Annotated in this window: 21 protein-coding genes; 3 read left to right on the top strand and 18 right to left on the bottom strand. The window is 69.6% G+C overall.

The window, feature by feature from the left end; translation table 11 throughout:
* Positions 1-262 precede the first annotated feature (262 nt).
* From ABFX50_RS41140 to ABFX50_RS41125, 4 genes are all read right to left on the bottom strand, one after another.
* Positions 263-1,678, bottom strand: a complete 1,416-nt coding sequence (locus ABFX50_RS41140; RefSeq protein WP_346154499.1) for a hypothetical protein — start codon at positions 1,676-1,678, stop codon at positions 263-265.
* A gap of 185 nt (positions 1,679-1,863) precedes the next feature.
* On the bottom strand, positions 1,864-3,993 hold the full coding sequence (locus ABFX50_RS41135; RefSeq protein ID WP_346154498.1) for a hypothetical protein: 2,130 nt from the start codon (positions 3,991-3,993) through the stop codon (positions 1,864-1,866).
* Positions 3,994-4,042: 49 nt separating this feature from the next.
* Positions 4,043-5,338 (bottom strand): hypothetical protein, encoded by a 1,296-nt coding sequence (locus ABFX50_RS41130; protein WP_346154496.1) that lies wholly within the window; start codon positions 5,336-5,338, stop codon positions 4,043-4,045.
* Complete coding sequence (locus tag ABFX50_RS41125) at positions 5,335-5,607, bottom strand: hypothetical protein (protein ID WP_346154494.1); 273 nt, start codon at positions 5,605-5,607, stop codon at positions 5,335-5,337. Before ABFX50_RS41125 ends, ABFX50_RS41130 begins: the two co-directional genes overlap by 4 nt.
* A gap of 176 nt (positions 5,608-5,783) precedes the next feature.
* Between ABFX50_RS41125 and ABFX50_RS41120 the strand changes: the two genes are divergently transcribed.
* Positions 5,784-6,455, top strand: coding sequence for a GntR family transcriptional regulator (locus tag ABFX50_RS41120; protein ID WP_346154492.1), 672 nt, complete (start codon positions 5,784-5,786; stop codon positions 6,453-6,455).
* 24 nt (positions 6,456-6,479) lie between these two features.
* Here the strand turns inward: ABFX50_RS41120 and ABFX50_RS41115 are convergent, their stop codons facing one another.
* The 9 genes from ABFX50_RS41115 to ABFX50_RS41075 all read right to left on the bottom strand — a co-directional run bounded on the left by ABFX50_RS41115 (position 6,480) and on the right by ABFX50_RS41075 (position 11,811).
* A complete protein-coding gene (locus tag ABFX50_RS41115; protein ID WP_346154490.1) occupies positions 6,480-6,665 on the bottom strand; it encodes a hypothetical protein in 186 nt (61 codons plus the stop codon).
* 211 nt (positions 6,666-6,876) lie between these two features.
* Positions 6,877-7,137: a hypothetical protein gene (locus tag ABFX50_RS41110; protein WP_346154489.1), complete on the bottom strand. Its 261-nt coding sequence runs from the start codon at positions 7,135-7,137 to the stop codon at positions 6,877-6,879.
* Positions 7,134-7,418 carry a hypothetical protein gene (locus ABFX50_RS41105; protein ID WP_346154487.1) on the bottom strand — a complete coding sequence of 95 codons (285 nt, stop codon included), beginning with the start codon at positions 7,416-7,418 and terminating at the stop codon, positions 7,134-7,136. The genes ABFX50_RS41110 and ABFX50_RS41105 overlap by 4 nt, the downstream gene beginning before the upstream one ends.
* Positions 7,415-8,119 carry a hypothetical protein gene (locus tag ABFX50_RS41100; protein ID WP_346154486.1) on the bottom strand — a complete coding sequence of 235 codons (705 nt, stop codon included), beginning with the start codon at positions 8,117-8,119 and terminating at the stop codon, positions 7,415-7,417. The genes ABFX50_RS41105 and ABFX50_RS41100 overlap by 4 nt, the downstream gene beginning before the upstream one ends.
* Before the next feature lie 36 nt (positions 8,120-8,155).
* Positions 8,156-9,616, bottom strand: coding sequence for a hypothetical protein (locus tag ABFX50_RS41095; RefSeq protein WP_346154484.1), 1,461 nt, complete (start codon positions 9,614-9,616; stop codon positions 8,156-8,158).
* Positions 9,613-9,801 carry a hypothetical protein gene (locus ABFX50_RS41090; RefSeq protein ID WP_346154482.1) on the bottom strand — a complete coding sequence of 63 codons (189 nt, stop codon included), beginning with the start codon at positions 9,799-9,801 and terminating at the stop codon, positions 9,613-9,615. The genes ABFX50_RS41095 and ABFX50_RS41090 overlap by 4 nt, the downstream gene beginning before the upstream one ends.
* Before the next feature lie 233 nt (positions 9,802-10,034).
* Positions 10,035-10,328, bottom strand: coding sequence for a WhiB family transcriptional regulator (locus ABFX50_RS41085; protein WP_346154480.1), 294 nt, complete (start codon positions 10,326-10,328; stop codon positions 10,035-10,037).
* On the bottom strand, positions 10,328-11,002 hold the full coding sequence (locus ABFX50_RS41080; protein ID WP_346154478.1) for a hypothetical protein: 675 nt from the start codon (positions 11,000-11,002) through the stop codon (positions 10,328-10,330). Before ABFX50_RS41080 ends, ABFX50_RS41085 begins: the two co-directional genes overlap by 1 nt.
* The gene (locus ABFX50_RS41075) at positions 10,999-11,811 is read right to left on the bottom strand and encodes a hypothetical protein (RefSeq protein WP_346154477.1); all 813 of its coding nucleotides are present in this window, start codon (positions 11,809-11,811) and stop codon (positions 10,999-11,001) included. The genes ABFX50_RS41080 and ABFX50_RS41075 overlap by 4 nt, the downstream gene beginning before the upstream one ends.
* A gap of 450 nt (positions 11,812-12,261) precedes the next feature.
* Here ABFX50_RS41075 and ABFX50_RS41070 point away from each other — a divergent pair, with 450 nt between their 5' ends.
* On the top strand, positions 12,262-12,723 hold the full coding sequence (locus tag ABFX50_RS41070; RefSeq protein ID WP_346154475.1) for a hypothetical protein: 462 nt from the start codon (positions 12,262-12,264) through the stop codon (positions 12,721-12,723).
* A gap of 228 nt (positions 12,724-12,951) precedes the next feature.
* Here the strand turns inward: ABFX50_RS41070 and ABFX50_RS41065 are convergent, their stop codons facing one another.
* Both ABFX50_RS41065 and ABFX50_RS41060 read right to left on the bottom strand, forming a co-directional pair.
* Positions 12,952-13,389: a hypothetical protein gene (locus ABFX50_RS41065; RefSeq protein WP_346154473.1), complete on the bottom strand. Its 438-nt coding sequence runs from the start codon at positions 13,387-13,389 to the stop codon at positions 12,952-12,954.
* Positions 13,390-13,477: 88 nt separating this feature from the next.
* Entirely contained in the window at positions 13,478-13,846 is a 369-nt protein-coding gene (locus tag ABFX50_RS41060) for a hypothetical protein (protein WP_346154471.1), read from the bottom strand.
* 137 nt (positions 13,847-13,983) lie between these two features.
* Between ABFX50_RS41060 and ABFX50_RS41055 the strand changes: the two genes are divergently transcribed.
* Positions 13,984-14,691, top strand: a complete 708-nt coding sequence (locus ABFX50_RS41055) for a hypothetical protein (protein WP_346154469.1) — start codon at positions 13,984-13,986, stop codon at positions 14,689-14,691.
* Between the two features lie 37 nt (positions 14,692-14,728).
* Here ABFX50_RS41055 and ABFX50_RS41050 read toward each other — a convergent pair whose 3' ends face one another.
* The 3 genes from ABFX50_RS41050 to ABFX50_RS41040 all read right to left on the bottom strand — a co-directional run bounded on the left by ABFX50_RS41050 (position 14,729) and on the right by ABFX50_RS41040 (position 18,492).
* Complete coding sequence (locus ABFX50_RS41050; protein ID WP_346154467.1) at positions 14,729-15,397, bottom strand: hypothetical protein; 669 nt, start codon at positions 15,395-15,397, stop codon at positions 14,729-14,731.
* Positions 15,398-15,496: 99 nt separating this feature from the next.
* On the bottom strand, positions 15,497-15,922 hold the full coding sequence (locus ABFX50_RS41045; RefSeq protein ID WP_346154466.1) for a hypothetical protein: 426 nt from the start codon (positions 15,920-15,922) through the stop codon (positions 15,497-15,499).
* Between the two features lie 20 nt (positions 15,923-15,942).
* The gene (locus ABFX50_RS41040) at positions 15,943-18,492 is read right to left on the bottom strand and encodes a fibronectin type III domain-containing protein (protein WP_346154464.1); all 2,550 of its coding nucleotides are present in this window, start codon (positions 18,490-18,492) and stop codon (positions 15,943-15,945) included.
* Positions 18,493-18,571: the final 79 nt, after the last annotated feature.

Below are 18,571 nucleotides of genomic sequence, written 5' to 3'. Positions count from 1 at the left end.
GACGCGCACGCTTTGGAACGAGCCGGGCTGCGGGTTTGGCCGGTTCAGGCATCTCCGCCTCGGACCGGATCGAATGGGTATAAACCTGTCCCATGACACCCCCCTCGCATCACTGGCCGCCCCTCGCGCAGTCGGCGCTCGGCGGGCAGGCGGTCTCGATCGCTGGCCCCTGACCACCAGCACAGGCAAAGAAGAGGGGCGGCAACCTGTATCGGTTGCCGCCCCTCTCGCGTGGCTGGGGTTCCGTCTGAGACTGGATCGGTCAGCGCGCTGAGGCGCTGGCGAACATGTCGTCCAGCGCGCTCGATTCAGCGCTGGATTCAGCGCCGAGTTCGGCGCTGAAGTCGTCGATGCCAGCGCTGGGGTCAGCGCTGAATGACAGGACGGTGTCAGCGCTGGCGCTGGCCTTAGCGGTGATCTCAGCGGCGGCAGGCTGGCGCTGAGTCAGCGCACCCGGCTTCTTCTCAGCGCTGGCGCTGGCGGTCGGAGTCGTCGACTCAGCGGCGCTGGCGGCGGTGTCAGCGCTGGCACGGTTGGCGCTGGGTCGGGCGGCGGCGACCGCTGACTCCTCCAGCTCGGCGATCCACTCAGCGCGCCAACCGCGGGCGGTGGACTCGCCGGCGCCGGTGTGCTCGACGAGTTCGGCGGTCTCCGGGGGTGGCCCTCCTGCGGCGATCCGCTCGTCCCACAGTGCGCGGCCGAGGGCCTTCTTGCCGCCCTTGCCTGCGCTGTCGCTGTTCGTCGGTTTGGGCTTGCGGTTGGGCTTCGGTGCTGGGTCGGGGTTGCTCGGCGGCGGGGTCGGCGCTGGCGGCTCCTTGGTGTCAGCGCCAGGATCGGGGCTGGAGCCCGGCGCCGGGTTCGGCGCGGCGGCGTTGTCAGCGCCAGCGGCGGGTGCCGGGTCAGCGCCAGCGCCAGCGTCGGACGTTGAGTCAGCGCGAGTGAGCGCGCCGATGATGTCGTCGGCCTCAGCGTCAGCGGCGGACTCAGCGCGCGCCCGCTGGTGCTCGGCGTAGATCTCCTCCACCCGAGTCAGCGCCAGGTCCAGCGTCGCCGGGGCGGCGTCGTCGAGCATCCACACCAAGTCAGCGTCAGCGTTCCAGCGCCAGTCAGCGCCGAGCGCGACCTCCAGCCGCTTGCGGGCGGCCATGATCTGCTGCTGCATGTCCAGCGCCTGACGGTAGGAGTTGATCTCCCACTTGACCATGAACCGGCGCAGCTCCTTCGACTCCTCGCGGTGATGCCAGCGGCGAGCGAACGGAATCGGCTCACGGGTGCGGTGCTTGCGCAGGAGCACGTGCCGGATCGACTCGACGATGCCCAAGATGACCAGCGGCGCGGGCAGGAAGATCAGCATGGCGCGCACGTCAGGCCAGCCAGCGGCGGCGTTGATCACCACGGACAGGACCGTCAGCGTGCGGGCGATCCACCGCAGCACGGGCGCCTCCCACCGGCACCACGTGAAGACGATGTCCCACACCACGATGACCAGCAGCGATATCTCGCCGGTCAGCGCGACACGCCACGGCTCGGGCACCCCGATGCGGGTGGCGAGCTGCATCAGCGCCTCGTAGGAGGCCAACACGCTGTTGTAGAGCAGGTAGCCGCCCGCGGCCACGGCCAACAGCACGGCCGCGATGTGGCCCTCGTGCAGCTTGCGCTTGGGGGTCTCTTCCAACACGGGAGTTATCACTTTCAGTCACTTTCAGGAGGTGGCGGGCCATCTCGGTGAAGGGCCGGGCCGTACTCCCCCGGGGGAGTACGGCCAGATGGGGGGCTGCGGGGTGATCCGGGCGGGATGGAGGGGCTGCGGACGGCTCCCCCAACTCCCCCACGACGGCGCGTATGTGCAGGTCATGGCTGGTTTTAGGGTCCCCCGGGGGAGGTGGGAGGGGTAGGGGACTCCCCCAGGGGAGGGGTGGGGGAGTCGCTCGGGGGAGTCGTGGGGGAGGCGGCGCCGACCAAGACGGCCTCCTGGCCGCCCCGGTTGCGGTGACGCTCCGCAGCCGCCGTCAGGTCGGCGCGGTCGTAGCCGCGCCGGTCCTTGCCGTTGCGGACGAACTTGTTCGGCAGGGTCGTCACCCCGAAGGGCCGCAGCGCGGCGGCGAGCTTGTCCATCGTGGTGCCCAAGGCGATGGCCAGGTCCGCCGAGTGGATACGGTCGTCGCCGAGGCCGTCCAGGACCGCCAGCGCCGCCGCGATGACCTCGGGCACCTCGCCGCCACCCGCCGACAGCGCGACCTGCTTGGGGGCGGTGGCCTGCGCGGCGATGGAGTTCGGGTTCTCCCACGCCAGCGGGAATCCACCGGCCTGGGCGAGCGGGCTCTGCGGCAGCTGCCCCGGCGCGGACGGGGCAGGCAGCGGCAGCAGGTCGAGGTCGTCGTCGTCCTCGGGGTCGGCGAAGTCGGCGCGCATCCGGTCGAATCGGGTGTCGAACGCGTCGCCGGTGAGCGCTCGGGCGACGGCGATGGCCCGCGGGTCGAAGTCGGTACGGCGGGCAGAGATGGTCGTGCTGATCTCGCCGATCTGGAGCGGCTGGAGGAAGGCGGCCTTGAACGGGCGGGGCCGGTCCTTGTCGAACTGGACGAATCCGCATCCGGCGCCGTCGAGGTCGTCGAGGCTGATGCCCTTATTCCAGCCGAACAGGTAGGACAGCTCCTCCTCGTCCTGGACGAACATGCCGACGCGGAACCCGGACTGCTTCTTGACGTTCGGGGAGACGACGTCGGCGGTGGCGCGCAGGCCGGAGAAGATCACGTTGACGGCCTCGTTGCGGCCGATGCGCTGGATCTCCTCCAGGTTCGCGCGCAGCTTGGCGACGCGGGGGTCGTTGCTGGTCGGGCTCATCGCCTCGGCGGACTCGTCCACCATGATCAGGTAGTAGGGCAGGGCGGCGGAGACCGGCAGCAGGGAGGCGTTGGCCTGCTTCTTGATGCGCCGGGTGGACCTCTTGCGGTCCTTGACGATCGCGAGCATCGTCTCCGACAGCAGCAGCGCCTCGTCCATGTTGGAGGCGGCCCAGCCGAGCGGCGGCCGGTCAACTTCGCCCTCTAACCAGGCGTCCAGCCACGGCTGGGACATGCCGCCGCCGTTGAGGTCGATGTGCAGGACCACGGTGTCGGTGCACAGGCCGACCCCAGCGGTGAGGGCGTGCAGCAGCGACGTCTTGCCAGAACCGCGCTGGCCGGTGATGAGGCCGGCCAACTCGCGCAGCGGCACGCTGGCCGGGGCGCCGTTGCGGTAGCCGCCCAGGTAGACGGGCTCCAGGATCGAGCGGGGCGCGTACTCGGCCGGGTAGTCGAGGATCTCGCCGAGCAGGTTGATCGTGGAGACGTGCATCCACGCCGACCCGCGGTTGGGGCCCTTGGTGACCTCGACGCCGCAGCCGTTGCGCAGCTTCGCGTCCGAGGCGAGGTTGCTCTCGGCGCTGGCGAGCCGGTCGCGGGTCGCGCCACCGGAGGGCAGGTCGACGAGGAGGCTGTAGCCTGCGCCGTTGCTCCAACGCTGCACCTCCTCGATGCGGACCCGCATGTGGACGACGCGCATGATGCGCGCCTCCCACTCCTGGGCGAGGCGGGCGTTGGAGCCGAGGACCAGGGCGCTGCTGGTGGTGGCGGCGCGGATGCGCTCCCCGTCGCGGGCGGGGATGCGGGACAGGACGGCCGCCGTGAGCGCGCCGACGCCGAGCGCAGCCCACGTGTTGAGCTTCCACGGAGTGTCGAGCAGGGCGTAGGTGAGCCAGGCTCCGCTCCCGCACCAGCAACTGAAGCGGTAGACCAGCGCGGCCGGGCTGGCGCCCTCGCGCACGTCAGCGAGGGCGGTCCCGATGCCGCCGACGAGGGCAGCGCCGGATGCCCAGTAGGCGGGCAGACCGAACATGTCGCCGGCCGCGGCGGTGGCGGCCACGGCCAGCGTCGTCCGGACGGTTGGGCCGAAGATGACGACGTCGCTCGGCGCGGCCTCGGTGCGGCGGGCGCGCTGGCGGGTGTCGGCCACGATGTTGCTCTCCTTCAGGTTGTGCTGTGTACGTGCTGGTAGGGCGAGGTCAGAGGTTCCATTTGCGCTCGCCGCGGCGGGGCTTCTCGCGGCGATCGATGTCGACCCGGTGGACGCGGCGGAACAGGGGGCCGATCTCGTTGGCGCGGGTGATCAGCTTCGACTGTTCGGTGTAGAGCTCGCGGAGCGCCTCGATCACGACGCCGTCGATGGGGTACTCCTCGACCAGGCGGCCGGTGAGGGTGCCGAGCGCGGTGGCGTTGTAGTACGGCCACTGTCCGAGGCTGTCCAGGCCGTGGGCGACGACCATCATGTCTTCGGTCGCCCAGCTTGCGGCGGCGGGGATGAGTTCGGCGGACACGACGACCAGCGGGTTGCCGCTCATGGTGGTGCTCCTTTCGGTGATGCGGATACCGGTCCTGGTGGCCGGGCGCGCGCTGGTGGGCGCGGCCTGGGGGGCGGGGCGGGGCTTGTCGGCGGGGGGCGTGTCGGGGGTGGGCTTGTCGGTGGTCTGGCTGTTGTCGGAGGCGGGGGCGTTGTCGGTGGGGCGGGCGGGCAGGCGCAGCCAGTGGCGGATCTTCGTGAGGAGGGCGCGCAGGCCGGAGGCCATCTCCTCGTCTCGGGCGCGGGCCCGCTCACGCAGCTGAGCGAGGCGGGGGCGGGCCGCCCATGCGCGGGAGAGGCGGTGGTTGGTGCGGTTGTCGGCCCACCGGGCAGCCCTGCGGGCCGCGCCCGCGAACTGGCCGCTGCGGTTGCGGGCGCCTCGAGCCTTCGGCCCGCCGCCCGTGCCCCCGTTGCCCGTGTTGCCTGTGCTGTTCTTGGTGCGGTCTCGACGGGACTTGGCTGGCCGGTCCGAACCGCCCCCGAAGGACAGGCCCTTGCCTCGCTTGCCGGATCGGCTGGCGCGGCCACCGGCGAGGGAGGGGAAGGCGCTGGCGGTGCTGGCGTTCTTCCCGCGACGGCTGGCGCGGCCGCCCGAGGTGGCGTGGCTGGCCGTGCCGGTACGGTTTTCGGCCCGCGATCGGCCGGACCGGGTTTTGCCGTAGCGGTGGGCGACGAAGGCGACGCCGCCCGCCGTGGCCGCGGCTCCTCCGGCGATCAGGCCGGGGATCCCGGCCGCATGGTGGAGCCCGCCAACGGCGATGGCCGCGATGGACAGGCCACCTATGACCTTCTCCCGGGTCATGGCGGAGGCGCGGCCAGGGCGGCGATCGGACTCTGTCCGAGTGCTCTCGCTTGCCGGTTCGTCGACCTCGACGGGGACGGCGGCCGACGTCTCGTGCTCGGCCAGGTCGTCGTCGGGCTGGACGGCCTGCTCGGGCCGCTCGATCTGGACGTAGGTCACGGCGTCACCTCGAAGAACGCCGACACGGTCGCGAAGAGGACGTCCATGTCGCCGTGCGCCCACGCGACGACCGCGGCGCCGGCCGCTGAGGCGGACAGGAGCGCGCCCGCCTGGAGAGCGGCGAGCTGGAGGGCGTGCCAGTCGCGGAGGTGACCCTTGCCGGAGCAGCCCCAGCAGCGGTGGATGGCGTATCCGCCGTAGGTGGTGGATCCCCTCCCGAGGCACTGGGGGCAGCGCTCCCGGGGAGGGATCAGTGCGTTGTGCATCATCACTGCCTTCCGGTTGCCTATTGGCTGTCTACACCCATCAAGGTAACTTGATGGGTGTAGACGTGCAAGGGGAGATGTTGACGTTGATGGCTCCAGCCGGTACTTCCGTTGCTCTATGTGCTGGCACTCTTGGTGTCGCAACACACCAGCGACGACTGCAGGGAGTGATGGGTGGCATGAGCGCCGAGGGGTACGCCTTCGAAGAGATCGCGGCCGAGCTACTCGGCGCGATCGAGGCGGGCGACTACCAGCCCGGCGATCAGCTGCCCAGCGAGCATGATCTGACTGCCCGCTACCGCGTTGGCCGCAACACCGCTCAGCGTGCGCTGAGGGTGTTGATCGACCGGGGAGTGGCGGAGCCCAAGCGGCGGCGGGGCGTGTTCGTCCGCGTCTACGACCGGCAGCCGGTCGACACGAGCATGAGCGCTGGCGGCCGGGAGGTCGGCGCGCGGATCACCGTCGGCATCGTGGAGCCGCCCCCGAGCGTCGCCCACCTGATGCCGGGGGAGCGGGTCGTGGTGCGGCGCCGCGCGCTCGGCGCCGCTCTGCATGACACCTACTACGCGGGCCGGGTGAGCGAGGCGATCCCAGAGTTGAAGGAGCCCCACCAGCTCGAGAGCCCGGATGCGATCCTGATCGAGCGGGCGGGCCTTGAGGTGCGGCAGCGGGCGAGGGTGATCGCGCGGATGCCGTCGAGCGAGGAGGAGCGGCTTCTCAGCCTCGCGCCGGGCACGCCAGTGCTGGAGCAGGTGACCGCGCTCGTCGACGGCGAGGGAGCCGTCGCGGCGGTCCGGGTCGAGGTCTACGCCGGCGACCGGCATACCCTGGACGTCGAGCTCGCCCACTGAGGGTACTGAGCCTCTCGGCGCGCGTCAGGGGCGCCGGTAGTGGTTGAACAGCAGGATCAGCGCCCACGGCACGGCGCACAACCAGCACAGGTAAGCGAATTCTGGCGGATACTTGTCGCTCTTGATCCACAAGATGCAGCCTGTGATCGCGGGCAGGATGAACAGCGCCCAGGGCATGACCCGATCGAACCAGGACTCTCGTGGGGCCATGCTGCTCCCTGCCGTCGACCTTGTGAGCCTGCCCCCCGACTGGGCCCTGTTCAGGCGTCCACGATGCCGGGCGGCAGGTCTGGCCGCAAGGTCTCAGGGAGTTGTGTGGATGGGGCCTGCGCCGAGGCCTTCCTGACGCGCGCGGCGCTGGATGTGTCGCGCGGCGCCACGCCAGTGATCTCTACTGCCGCCGCGCCAAGATCGAAGCCCTCTACTGGACACCGGATGAACCTGATCCCGGATCGAGGAGCACGATCTTCGCCACGTGCAGGTCCATGCTTGACCCCGACCTGGCCGTACCGCGCCAGAACACGAGGTCGTCATGGGCCTGCTTGGCGGTGGCGCGCATGCGCGGCGTCATCCACCCTGACTGGTCGCCCGCCTGGGCGGCGTCGACGACGACATAGCCCGCCACCCGCTCGTCCTCACTCGGCGTCTCGCGCGGCTGCTCGACGTCTGCGGTAACGATCACTGGCTGGCACCTTCCTGGAGAGGTTCGGAGGACTGGAGGCTGATGGGGACGTCGGCCCGGCCCGCCGCCTCGCATGTACGGCAGACGGAGACCTCGTTCAGCTCGAGGTCGGAGGCCGCCTCGTGATGCAAGTCGCAGACGAGCAGCGGATCCCGCTCGCACCCGCGAGCGCACGTGAACGTGATCCGATGCTTGGCGTTCCAGTGGCAGCGGCCCAGGTCGATCCCGAAGAACGACATCTCGACCTCGCAGCCCGAGGCGCTCGCGTGCTCGCCGTTCACAGCGCCCCCAGCGACGGATGACGGGGGACGAGCCGGGTGACGACCTTCGATGGGCGGGGCTCGTGCTCACTCGCGTATGCCACCTCCAGCAGCTCTTCGTCCGTCCCAGGCGGAACGAGCATCCAGAACGCGTCCTCCGCCTCGTCGACGGGCACAAGCTCGGCACCCCGAGCGTAGGCAGCGACAATGCGCGTCTTGGAAGCCGCCGCGCCGATAGCCCGGTCAAACTCGGTGGCCTCCTGAACGAGCCAGCCGGGCACATGGCGCAGATAGAAGCCGCGCGGCGCCGAGTCGTCGAGGTGGGCGGCCTGCCACCCATCCGAGTTCGCTTGGAACCCGGTGGTCTGCCAGATGGTCACGCGCTCCTCCAGTGGTGGCGGGGGATGTTCGGTACTGCCGGTGCGCTCCAGCACCGAGCAGGGGATGAGTACGGCGAGGAACGCGTCGCCCTGGTTGGGGCGAGCGGCCTGGTAGTGGAGGCCGTCTGCTCCGTAGCAGGCCAGGCAGTCGTCGCTGTGTTCGGCGGGACGCATCCAGCGGATGATCCGCGGAGCACCCGTGAAAGGCGGGTGTATGACGAGGTCGTCGCCGTTGGCGAACTCGTGGGCCCGCTCCAGGATCGCGGCGGGGGTGTCCTTGTCGCGGGTGACCACGAGCAGGACGAGGCCGTTCGCGCCGAGGGCGAGTTGGACGTCATCCATCGCACACCCCCACCGTCCGTGTCGTGGCGGTCATGGTCAGGCGACCATCCCTTCGTCCTCGGGGTGGGCGGAGGGCTGGCCGGTCCGGGAGCGGACGACGCGGTCGGAGTGGACCAGGCCGGGCGTCTCCACGCCGTCGCTGACGCACCAGAAGCCTTCCTCGGCGCCGCACTTCTCGCAGTGGACCTGCTTGGCGGCCTGGAGCGCCCTCTCCTGGCCTGAGAGCTTCCTGGCGATCATCGCTGCTCTGGCGGCCTCGATCGCCTTCTGGGCGCGATCTCCGCGCTGTACGGGAGCCGTCTGGGGCTGAGGGCGGAGGTCCTCATCGTCGGGGGTGGCGGCGACGAGCTTGTTCAGCTCGCTGAGCCGGTCGCTCCAGGTGGGCGGGATCGGCGTCGCGGTCACGGCGGCGGTCGGCGCCACGGCGCCCGCTGCAGCGGGAGTGGCGGCAGGGATGGCGGCGGGAGCGGCCGGGGACGGTGGGGGTGTGTTGCTGGTGCCGGGTTGGCCCTTGCAGGCGGTGCAGGCGTCGCCCTGGTCGAGGTCCTGGCCGTCTTCGCACCGCTGGTTGGGGCAGTGCCTGGCGCGGATCAGGGTGATGGCGGTGGCGACCGGGTCGTTGACTCGCTGGCCGGTGTGCAGCCACCAGGTCCAGCGGCGCTCTACACGCTCGGCGAGCTCGGGCACGCTGCGGTTGGCCAGTTCCCGCTGGATCGCCGACAGGACCTTGCCGGAGGCGCTGCGGCTGATGCGGCGGCGCAGGTCTTCGGGAAGCGTCTCGTACACCGCGGCGGCGGGGGCGACCCTCGGCGCGCTGCTCGCTGCGGGCTGCTCGGTCTTCGTCGCTGCCGGGGTTTCGATTCCGGCCGGAACGGCCGCGGCCTCCGCGCCCCTACCACCTGTAGGTAGACCGCCTGCGGCGGGAGGAAGGTCTTCTTTCTCTTGATCTTTGTTTCTCTTAAGTTCCTTTCCCTTGAGGTGCGCAGTTTCCTGCACGGGGGGCGCGCAATTCGTTGCACGGGGGCCCGTGCAGTTTTTTGCGCCCCCTCCCTCAGACTCCGCCGCCTGCTCGACCCCCCGTGCAATTTTCTGCACGGGGGTGCTGAGCTGGGCTTTTACGGTGCGGGTGTCGATGGCGGGCTGGATCACCGTGGCCTGACGCTGCTCGGGCGGCAGCGGGGTGAAGTAGAGCCGGTAGCGGTTGCGGTCCTGCCCACCGGTCTCGTCGAACTGCGGCGTGATGGTCAGGTAACCCTGCTCCTGCAGCCGGTCGAAGGAGCCGTCGATGGTGCGGACGCTGTTCTTGCTGAGCTCCTGGGCGAGCAGCTTGCGGCCGGGGAAGATGCCGTTGCCGGAGCGGCCGTGCCAGAGCAGGACGCTGTACAGGCGCACGTCCAGGTCCTTGATGACGGAGTTGAAGATGAGGGTGTCCGGGATCATCCGGAATCCGTCAGGGCCGTCGATCTCGATGCGGCCGCCATCGGAGTAGTCGCTCATCGGGCGCTCGCAGTGGAGTAAGGGTGACGCCGGGCGGACGCGAGGCCGGCCTCGGGCGTGAAGGTGTCAGGGGTGGAGAGCAGGGCGTGCCAGTCGGCGAGCTCCTGGTCGGAGTGGCGCCAGTTGGCCAGCTCGGCGGGCGTAGCCGCGTCGGCGCGGCGGCGCTTCCGGAAGTCGAACAGCATGCTGCGGGGGTCTTTCTGGTCGGTGGGGGACCGATGTGCGCGCTCGGCACCGGGGTGACGGGCGTGCGCGCGGACGAAAACACTTCGCGATGCTTGCGTCCAGTCGGGATGATCAGCGGCGCGTTTGCCCAGGTAGATGCAGGGGTATTCGTGCATCCCGGGCGTGTCGCGGGAGTGTGCGGGTGTAGGGCGAGGGCGGCAGCGTGCGGCTGTCGCCCTCGCCGAGTGGTCGGCTAGGCCGCGCTGGTCCGCTGGCGGCGGTGATGCTCGGCCCGCAGCTCGTCCTCGTTCATGCCGCCGCGCGTCATGAAGAAGTCCCGCATCCTCAGCGCTTCCTCGCGGCACTCGCTGATCACGGGGCAGCCCGCGCAGTAGGACTTGGCGTCCTCGTCGCTGTACGGCGGGCGCGGCTCGCCGTCGCGCTGCTCCGCCTCGTCGTTGCAGAACACCCAGTGGTCGACGCCCTTGCACGCGGCCTGCTCGTGCCATCCGGGGGTGACGCGGGCGCGTCGGATCTTGCGGGCCATCACTGGTCACCCTTCTCTGCGGCGGGGAGCGCGAGCATCGCGGCCAGGCGCGCACCGCTGAACAGGTTCGCCCGGTAGGCGTCTTCGATCACCTGGGCGGCGTCCGGGGTGAACCTGACGGTGGGGGAGGGGTTGGTCGGGACGATCTTCACGCCGGGCAGGTCCACGAACTCGCCTGTGCGCGGGTCGACGGTCACGCCGTTCTTGGCTGCGGCCTCGCCGAGCAGGTCTAGAAACGCGGGCCGTACCTCCACGGTGAGGTTGGCGCGGTCGGGGCCGAGCAGTTCGCCGAGCGCGGCCATCACACGTTCGGCCTCGTCCGCCTTCACTTCCACGGTGATGGTGCGTGCGACCTCTGTGGGGGCCTTCTGCTCCACCCACTCCTGGAGGGCGGCCGGGTCGGTGACCTTGAGCTGGTAGCCGATCTTCGGCTGCGTGACCATGGCGAATGTCCGCCCGGCGATGTGCGCGATCTCGGTTCCCCCGGGGGCGAGCAGAGGCATTCCATCGTCGGAGTTGGTCTTCAAGGTCTTGATGCGGTCGGTGATGACGGTGCCGATCCTGTGCTTCTCCAGGAAGCGGGCCAGGGCCAGTTCCGTGGCAATGGCCCGGCTGGTGGGGGCCGCGGGGGCGGCGGGCACGGTGCCCGCCGCCTGGACGTCGTTGGCGCTCATGAGGTCAGCGCCCCCATGACGGTCTCCGTCTCCACGGCCTCGCGGTGCGCCTGGTGGGCGGCGTTCCGCTCGGCGAGCAGCAGTTCGCGCTTCGGCATGAAGATCGCGCCGATGGCGTTGGCGACGTCGTCGCCCTGGGTGAGGCGACCGGCGCGGAACTCGTCGTCGATGCGGTTGCCGATCTGCAGCATCTCTTCGTACGTCTGCGCGGCGTGGATCTCCGCCGTGATGGCCACGATCCAAGCGGGGTCGGGACCCACCTGAGGGGCAAGGGCGGCCGCAGGGGCGGCGCGGCCGCCCTTGCGGGGCCCCTCCTCGGCCTCGGGGAAGTCCTTGCGCCACAGGTCGAGGGCCACACCGAAGCGCATGCCCGCGTTGCGGAACGCGTCGCCGATCGCTTCCTTGACCGCGTTGGGGCCGGTCTTGCCCTGGGAGTCGCCGTAGCCGAGCCGAGTGACTCCGGCGATCGTCAGGCGAATCCACAGGCCGCCGTGCTCGTCGAAGGCGGGCAGGCCGCGCTGGTCGAACGCGACCGGCTCCCAGTTCCACCCCGGGTCGACTTCGAGGAACCGGTCGGTGGTGTCGGCGTGGCCGACGTAGTCGAGGTGGATGTGCTTCGGCGAGATCATGCCGTTGCACTCGTCGCACCACTTCTTGTCGTGCTCGGAGCATGATCCGTAGTTCTTGGAGCAGTTCCGGCAGGTGACGCGAGGCAGCTTCCCGATCTTCTCGGGCGGGAAGGGCGCGCGAAGCGCGGCAGCGACCTCGGCCGTCATGACGACCGACGTCGGCGGGGTGGGGCTGGTCAACGTAAAGCTCCGTTCCTGGGGCTATACCCCACGCGCCGGGACCGCAGGTTCCCGCCGCGAGAGGCGTGGCTTCGAGCAGATCCCTAGGGCGTCGCGCAGCGTAGGCGACACCCCCGTTAACCGCTCAAAGTGTAGGGGTTATTTACTAGATCACCGTATCGCCCCACACGACCGCACGTCAATACACCCCGCCTACCCCACCTGCAACCTGAGCCGCTTCACCTTCATGCAGGTTCAACTAGCTGCGCAGCAGCCACTTAAAAACTGGCCCGAAGATCTCTAGGCTTCCCATAAACGCAGACACCACCCAGCCCACCGTGAATCCGCAGCTTCCCGGTAGCAGCCGCCGGCGGCCCCACCCCGCCGCCACCGCCACAGGAGACCACCTTCCCCATGTCTCACCATGAGCCGCCGAACGATTGGTTCGACCTAAGCTTCACCACGGCCGACATGACCGGAGACCAAGTAGCCCGACTCGGCCTCTCCAACGCTGCCGCCGCCACCGTCGACCGCCTGCTCAGCATCGTCTCCACCATCGACGACGACCGCCGCGACACCACTGGCCTCACCCGCGAAGCTCTCGACATCCTCAAGACCGTCAACAAGGTCGTCGCCCGCGCCATCATGACCGACAAGATGCGCGGCGCCACCGACGAGGACCTCGCCGACGCCTTCCGCATGGACGTCTTCAGCTGGGCCGCCAGGTACGGCAACCTCGACATCACCCACCTCGCCGACGACCCACAGGCGGTGTGGGCCGAACTACGCCCGAACTGCCCGGCCTTCATCCACGACACCTGCTCCGAAGACCCGGCCACGGCCGCCCACGCCCTCGACGAGTGGATGCTCCGCCACGTCGACCACCGCGAAGTCGTACCCCCGTCACCACACCCCGTCTCCGCAGGTCTCTAACCAACCGCGGCGCAACGCGAATAGGGCCCACCCCGAACCAGACGGCCGGGGAGGGCCCTTCGCGCTTTGAGGGTGCGCGACACCCGACAGAGGGAGCTACCCCGAAAGGCCGCCCTGCGGTCCCCTAGAAGGACGCCGCGCACAAGCACTGAGCCCCAGGAAGGACCCGGCCACCCACCCGAAGGCGGCGACCATGTGCGCGCTCATCATAAACAGGCATACGCCCGTTCACACACTCGACGACTGCGAAACCGCCCCCAGCGGGCGCTTCCAGTTGTAGAGCGCGGCGACCACCGCGGCGAACGCCGCCTGACCCGCCGCCAGCGCGAGGGTCTTCAGATCACCGCCGCCCACCTGGACCACCGCGGCGCCGCCCGCCACGATCGCACCCGACACCAGGTTCTGCACCAGCGTCAGACCGGATCGGACCTTCACCTCGCCGATGTTCGGGAACCACGCCGGCTTCGCCCAGTTGAAGACGTACGACAGCACCGCGGCGAGCGCCGCCTGGCCGCCGACCACACCCAGCGTGCCCGCGTCGGTCGCATCGCCCGCAGTCACCACGGCGGCGCCGCCGGCCACGACCGCGACCGACACGATGTTCTGCAGGAGAGAGCGGGCCGCGCGTAGGAAGGCGTCGGAGATGCCCGGGATTCGATGAACCATGTCGGCTCCTTCGGCAGGGGATTGGACTGTCCGAGCGCGGATGGTGCACGAGCGGGGGGTTAACGTCGCCCGTGCCAGGTCAGCAGGGTCAGGCCCACGTCTTCAGGAGGATGCCGAGCACACCGAACAGTGCGGAGACGCCGATCGCCATCCAGGTGGAGAACCGCTTGGAGCTGTCGGCCACCGTCTGGAGGCGGGAACGCTCGGCCGCCCTGTCCTGGGCCGCGTCCTGGATGCTCTTGGCGTGCTCGTTCAGCTGCTCCGAGACCATCCGATGGTTCTCGGCCACGGTGGACGCGAGCTCGTCGTGCCGCCGCTCGCCCTGCTCCATCCGCTGCAGGATCAGCGCGAGTTGCCCCTTGGTCTCGGTGAACCCGAGCTCGGCGATCCGCCGCGTGTCGGCCACCTGCCCCACGAGCCATGTCTGTTGCTGCTCGCTCTGGTCCGGCTCGGCCATCCCGCACCCCCATACGTAGGCCAGTCCTCCATGTCGAGGCGGCACGATAGGGACGAATCGGGCTTACGTCGTCGCCGAGGGGCGGCAATCCGGCGATTCCGCTTGCAGCAGGCCTGCACTTCCATTGAGCTTCCCATATGGAAAGCTTCAGCCAGGACGAGCCGGAGGCGGGTGCGCCGCTGGCGCACTACTCGACCGGCCGCCTCACCGCCGCCCAAGCCGCGACCATCGCTCGATGGCGGGCCCGCCTGCAGCAAGACAAGCCGCTGCCCGGCCTGCGCCCCAAGGGGCCGGTGCTCCGCATGCTCGGCATCGACGACAGGCCGCCCGCCTCCTGCTCCGACGTGATCGCCTCCGTGGTGAAGGATCTGCTCGACCAGGCGCCGCCCGCCGAGCTGGACATCGCCCGCTACCACTACCGCGCCGTCCAGGCCCAGAAGCGGGCGGGGCAGGGCGACGTCACCGAGCACGCCGCCATCCACCAGCCGGTCAGCTTCTACCTGCCGCAGGACCTCGCCGACCACTACGAGCGGCTACGGCGCGACACCTACCGGGCCATGATCAAGTTCATTCAGGAGCTCAAGGAGCGCGCCCTCGAGGAGTACCCCGACGAGGAGCCCGGCAAGAAGAAGGCGCGCGCGCTGTTCGTCTGGATGCAGCTCGCCAAGGAGGGCCTTCCCCCGGGGCCGGCCAGGATCACGGGCGGCGTCATCGCCCGCATGGCCATCGACCGTGTAGCCAGGCGCAGCGTGGACCGCGTCCTGAAGGCGGCCGTCGACTACGCCGACGACGTGCACGAGCAGCCCCACCGCGCCCGCCGCGACATGCACCGACTCGCCCCTTGATCAGAGCTTCCCATATGGGAAGCTCCGACCGGCGACGCTACGGCTGGGCGATTGGGGTGGAGAGGCCAGCCATCAGCGGAATCTCCGAGCGAGGCGTGAACTGGACCGCGTCACCGTCGAAGATCGGCGGAAGCTGGGAAAGGCCTTGAACCATGACACTGCGGGCGCGCAGTCCGTTGACGAACCCTGGCACGATGTGCGGGGCCGAAGACAGGAACGTAGGCATGCGGGTGGCGAAGGACGGCACCTGGGCCACCAGCCACACCTCCCGGTCCGCGTCCGCGGCAGGTACCGGCGCCTCCAGATTGGCCCACCTCCAGCCTGTCGTCCCCGCCGCGAACAGGTTGGGTAGGTGCTCAGTTTGGCCCGCCTTCTCCGCGACGCCGCCGATGTAGACGGCCAGCCGCGACAGGCCGGTCATCTCGCCCTCGCCGGATTCGAGGACGCCGATGCCGATCGAGGCGAGAGACACGCCCGCAGGGAGAATCGCGGTAGCACCCAGCAGGAATGGGCCGGTCGGGTAGTGCAGCTTGTAGGTGGCGTGCGGCGGCAGTCCCGTGGAAGCTGCGTAGCCGTACAGCGATGCCTCCGCCAGGCGGGAAGAGGCTGGCCCCGGCGAAGGCGGCTTGCACGTGCAGTTCACGTTGATCGTCACTTGGTCGGCGCACCCATCGCCGCAGGCCTGGTTGATCGAGATCTGACTCATGATGTCCCCCGGAATGGTCGAGGCGAACAGCCCTGGACGGGCTGCTCTACCGGCCCTTCGCCGCGATGTATACAGGTGTTTGATAGTTGCGGCCAGCGATCACCGATGCCAGCCACCCACCACTGCCACCGCCGCCGACCCGCTGTTGACCTTCACCTGCACGTCCACCACCTTGCGCGCGCCGAACGCCCACGCCGGAGGCAGGAACCCCGACACCGTCACCACCCCCGACCCGGTCACCGTCCGAGAGCCGATCTGCGTCCCATCCGCGCGCACCGCCACCTCGCACGACGTCGCACCCGACAGCGTGACCGAAACGTCGACCGTCACCGACGACCCCGAACGCGGGAACGTCGTCCACGCCATTCGCGTCAGCGTCGTCGACGACGTGCTGGTGGAGTCGGCGACGAACGTCACCGACCGCACCCCCGCCTGCAACTCCAGCGCCTTCACTCGCGCCATCAGGTCAGAGATGATGCGCACCAGGTCCGTCTGCTGCAGGTCCCCAGGACTGATCTTCGCCACGCCGGATCCTCCTTCCGCTGCTAGTCGACGGCGACGGTGTGCTCGCCCGTCGTCACCGTCACCAGCTCGCCGTCATTGCTGTCGGGCTGCACCTTCAGCGACACGATCTTCATCGGCCGGTCCAGGCCGGGAGCGCCGTCCGGCTGCGCCGGATACAGATGGTCGGTGATGACGACGCGAGCCATGCCGCCCAGCTCCCACTGCCACCACCGCACGTCCGGGCTGATCGCCAGCACGAACTCGAACACCTGCTTCGCCCCGGCCGACGCGTCCGACGCGCGCTGTGTTTCGGCGTCGAGCGCCGCCTGCGAGGTGAGCCCGTCGAACTGCCACGTCTCCTCGATCAGCGGCCACCCGTCCGACAGCAGGTCATTGCGGGTGACGCTGGACAGCATCACGCCGCCGTCCGGGCGGCGCAGCTGCCCCCACGTCCTGGTCGCCAGGCCGCGCCGCGTCGACCGGGAGAAGCCGCGCACGTTGCCCGGATACTCCAGCGTCAGCCCCGTGTCGGGCGGCTCGATGCGAGAGACCCGGCGCAGCACGAACCGCGGCCGGTCGTTGACGGCGTCCCACCCGGGCTTGACGTACCAGTCGAACCCTCCCGGCGCGGCCGCCACATCCGAGACCGTGTCCAGGATGCGCACGAAGTCGTCGGCGCGGTACTCGCGGTCGACGGTGCCGGTGCCTGCCACGCCGTCGTAGGTGAGCCACCGCAGGTCCGCGGGGGAGGCGGCGTGCTCCAGCAGCCACGTCACCTCCGTGTGAGGGACAGTGCCGGCGCGGGGGCCGGTGAAGGCCACGTACCGTTTGCCATAGATCGCCACGGACTCCTCGGCGGTGATCTTCAGGACGCCGGAGCCGGAGTCGTAGTCCTGGGGGTCGACGATGCGGCCGCCCCACACCAGTTGCTCGCCTCGATAGACGAGCAGCATGGTCCGTTCGGGGCGGGTGGCTGCGGTGATACGGCCGACCGTGTACGCGGAGTCGTAGAGCGGGATGTCGGCGGTGAGCTGGCCACTGCCGTTCAACGTGATCTCGAAAGACACATTTTGGAGTGGCAGGCTGTCGAGCGGCAGGTGGGTGTCCCAGTCGTAGAGGACGTATTCGTACGGCGGGGCGTCGCCTGAGGTGTCTTCCAGCGTGGTGGCCGACTGCATGACCCGGTTGGAGCGGTTGCCGAGCTCGTCAACGGCGTCGACGCCCACTGTGTAGGAGACGCCGGGCGTGAGCCCGGTGAAGGTGTACACCCGGGACGGGATCTCGGCGACGCGCAGGCTGCCCAGGTACAGACCGTATCCGGCGACGCCAACGTTGTCGTCGCTGCTGGGGTTCCACGCCAGAGTGATGGCGGTCTTGGAGGTGGCGACCACGGACACGCTGCCGGGCAGCGTCGGCGGGTTCCGGTCGGCCTGCGCCCGCACCGTCCGCGTCCCCTTGGCCGACCGGTTGCCGAGCAGATCGATGGCGTCGACGCTGATCGTGTACAGCGCCCCCGCGGACAGGCCGGCGAAGGCCTTGCTGCGGGCGGTCTGGTCGGCGCCCTGCTTCGTGCCGTTCAGATAAACGCCGTACCCGACGACCACCGATTCGTCATAGGGGGTGTCCCAGCCCACGGTGATCTTGCCCGCGTCCAGGGCGGTCACCCGGACGGTCGGGACGATGGGCGGCGTGGTGTCGTTGATCGGCGTCACCACGAGTTCGGCCTTGGCCGACCGGTTGCCCTTGCCGTCGTAGGCGTCGACCTGAATGGTGACCGACACCCCGGAGGTCAGCCCCGAGAACGTCGCCGTTCGGCTGCTCGTCGACCCCTTCGCCACACCGTTCAGATACGTGGTGTACCCCGACACCCCAGATCCGCTATCGGAGGAGGCGTCCCACGCCACCGTCACCGACGTCGGAGTCATCCCGGTCAGCCGCAGGTTGGTCGGGTCGGTCGGCGGCGTGTTGTCCGGGTTCGGGCCCCACACGCCGCCCGCCCACGCATACGACGTCCCGATCGGCTGATTGTTGATCAGCTGCTTGGACACCGAGATGGAGCCGGACACGTACTCGTTGACCGCGGTGGCGCCCCACACCCGCTTAGAGCCGCCGCCATCGGACCAGTCCCGGTAGGTGTAGCCCTTGTTACTGAACCCGGACGGCCACGAGGCGCTGGTGTTGTCGGTCCCCGCGATGTACATCGACACGCCCATCAGGGCGACGCACCCGTCCGGCAGCCCGGACTCTGACCAGTACGCGGAGGAGACGCCTTCCTTGGCGCTGGCCGAGCCGTAGTACACCTCGGCGTCGTCCAGCTCGTAGCCCCAGATGAAGATCCGGTCGGTCGAGTCCGTGGTGTACACGGTGACGGACGAGTCCCCGCCGTAGGACACCTTGGACAGCATCCGGATGCCGAGCGTGTTGGACGCCCACTCATGCTCCGTGAACCCGCCCGAGATGCTGGACACGCCCGCATACGACTGGACGAACAGGACGATCCTGTTGCCAGGGCTGATGCTGCCGTAGAAGTAGGTGTGCGATGTTGCCGGTGACGTCGTGGTGTACGGCGTGATGAACCTGACCAGCCCCACAGGATCCCCCCGGATATCCCTTGAGCGATGTGCCGCAGGGGAGGATGCCGAGATGCGGGGCTTAGGTCGCTTCGCCCAG

Source organism: Nonomuraea recticatena (assembly GCF_039533245.1).
Taxonomy (GTDB): Bacteria; Actinomycetota; Actinomycetes; order Streptosporangiales; family Streptosporangiaceae; genus Nonomuraea; species Nonomuraea roseola.
The sequence above is the reverse complement of the archived record's forward strand: the minus strand, read 5'-3'. Positions and strand labels throughout refer to the sequence as shown.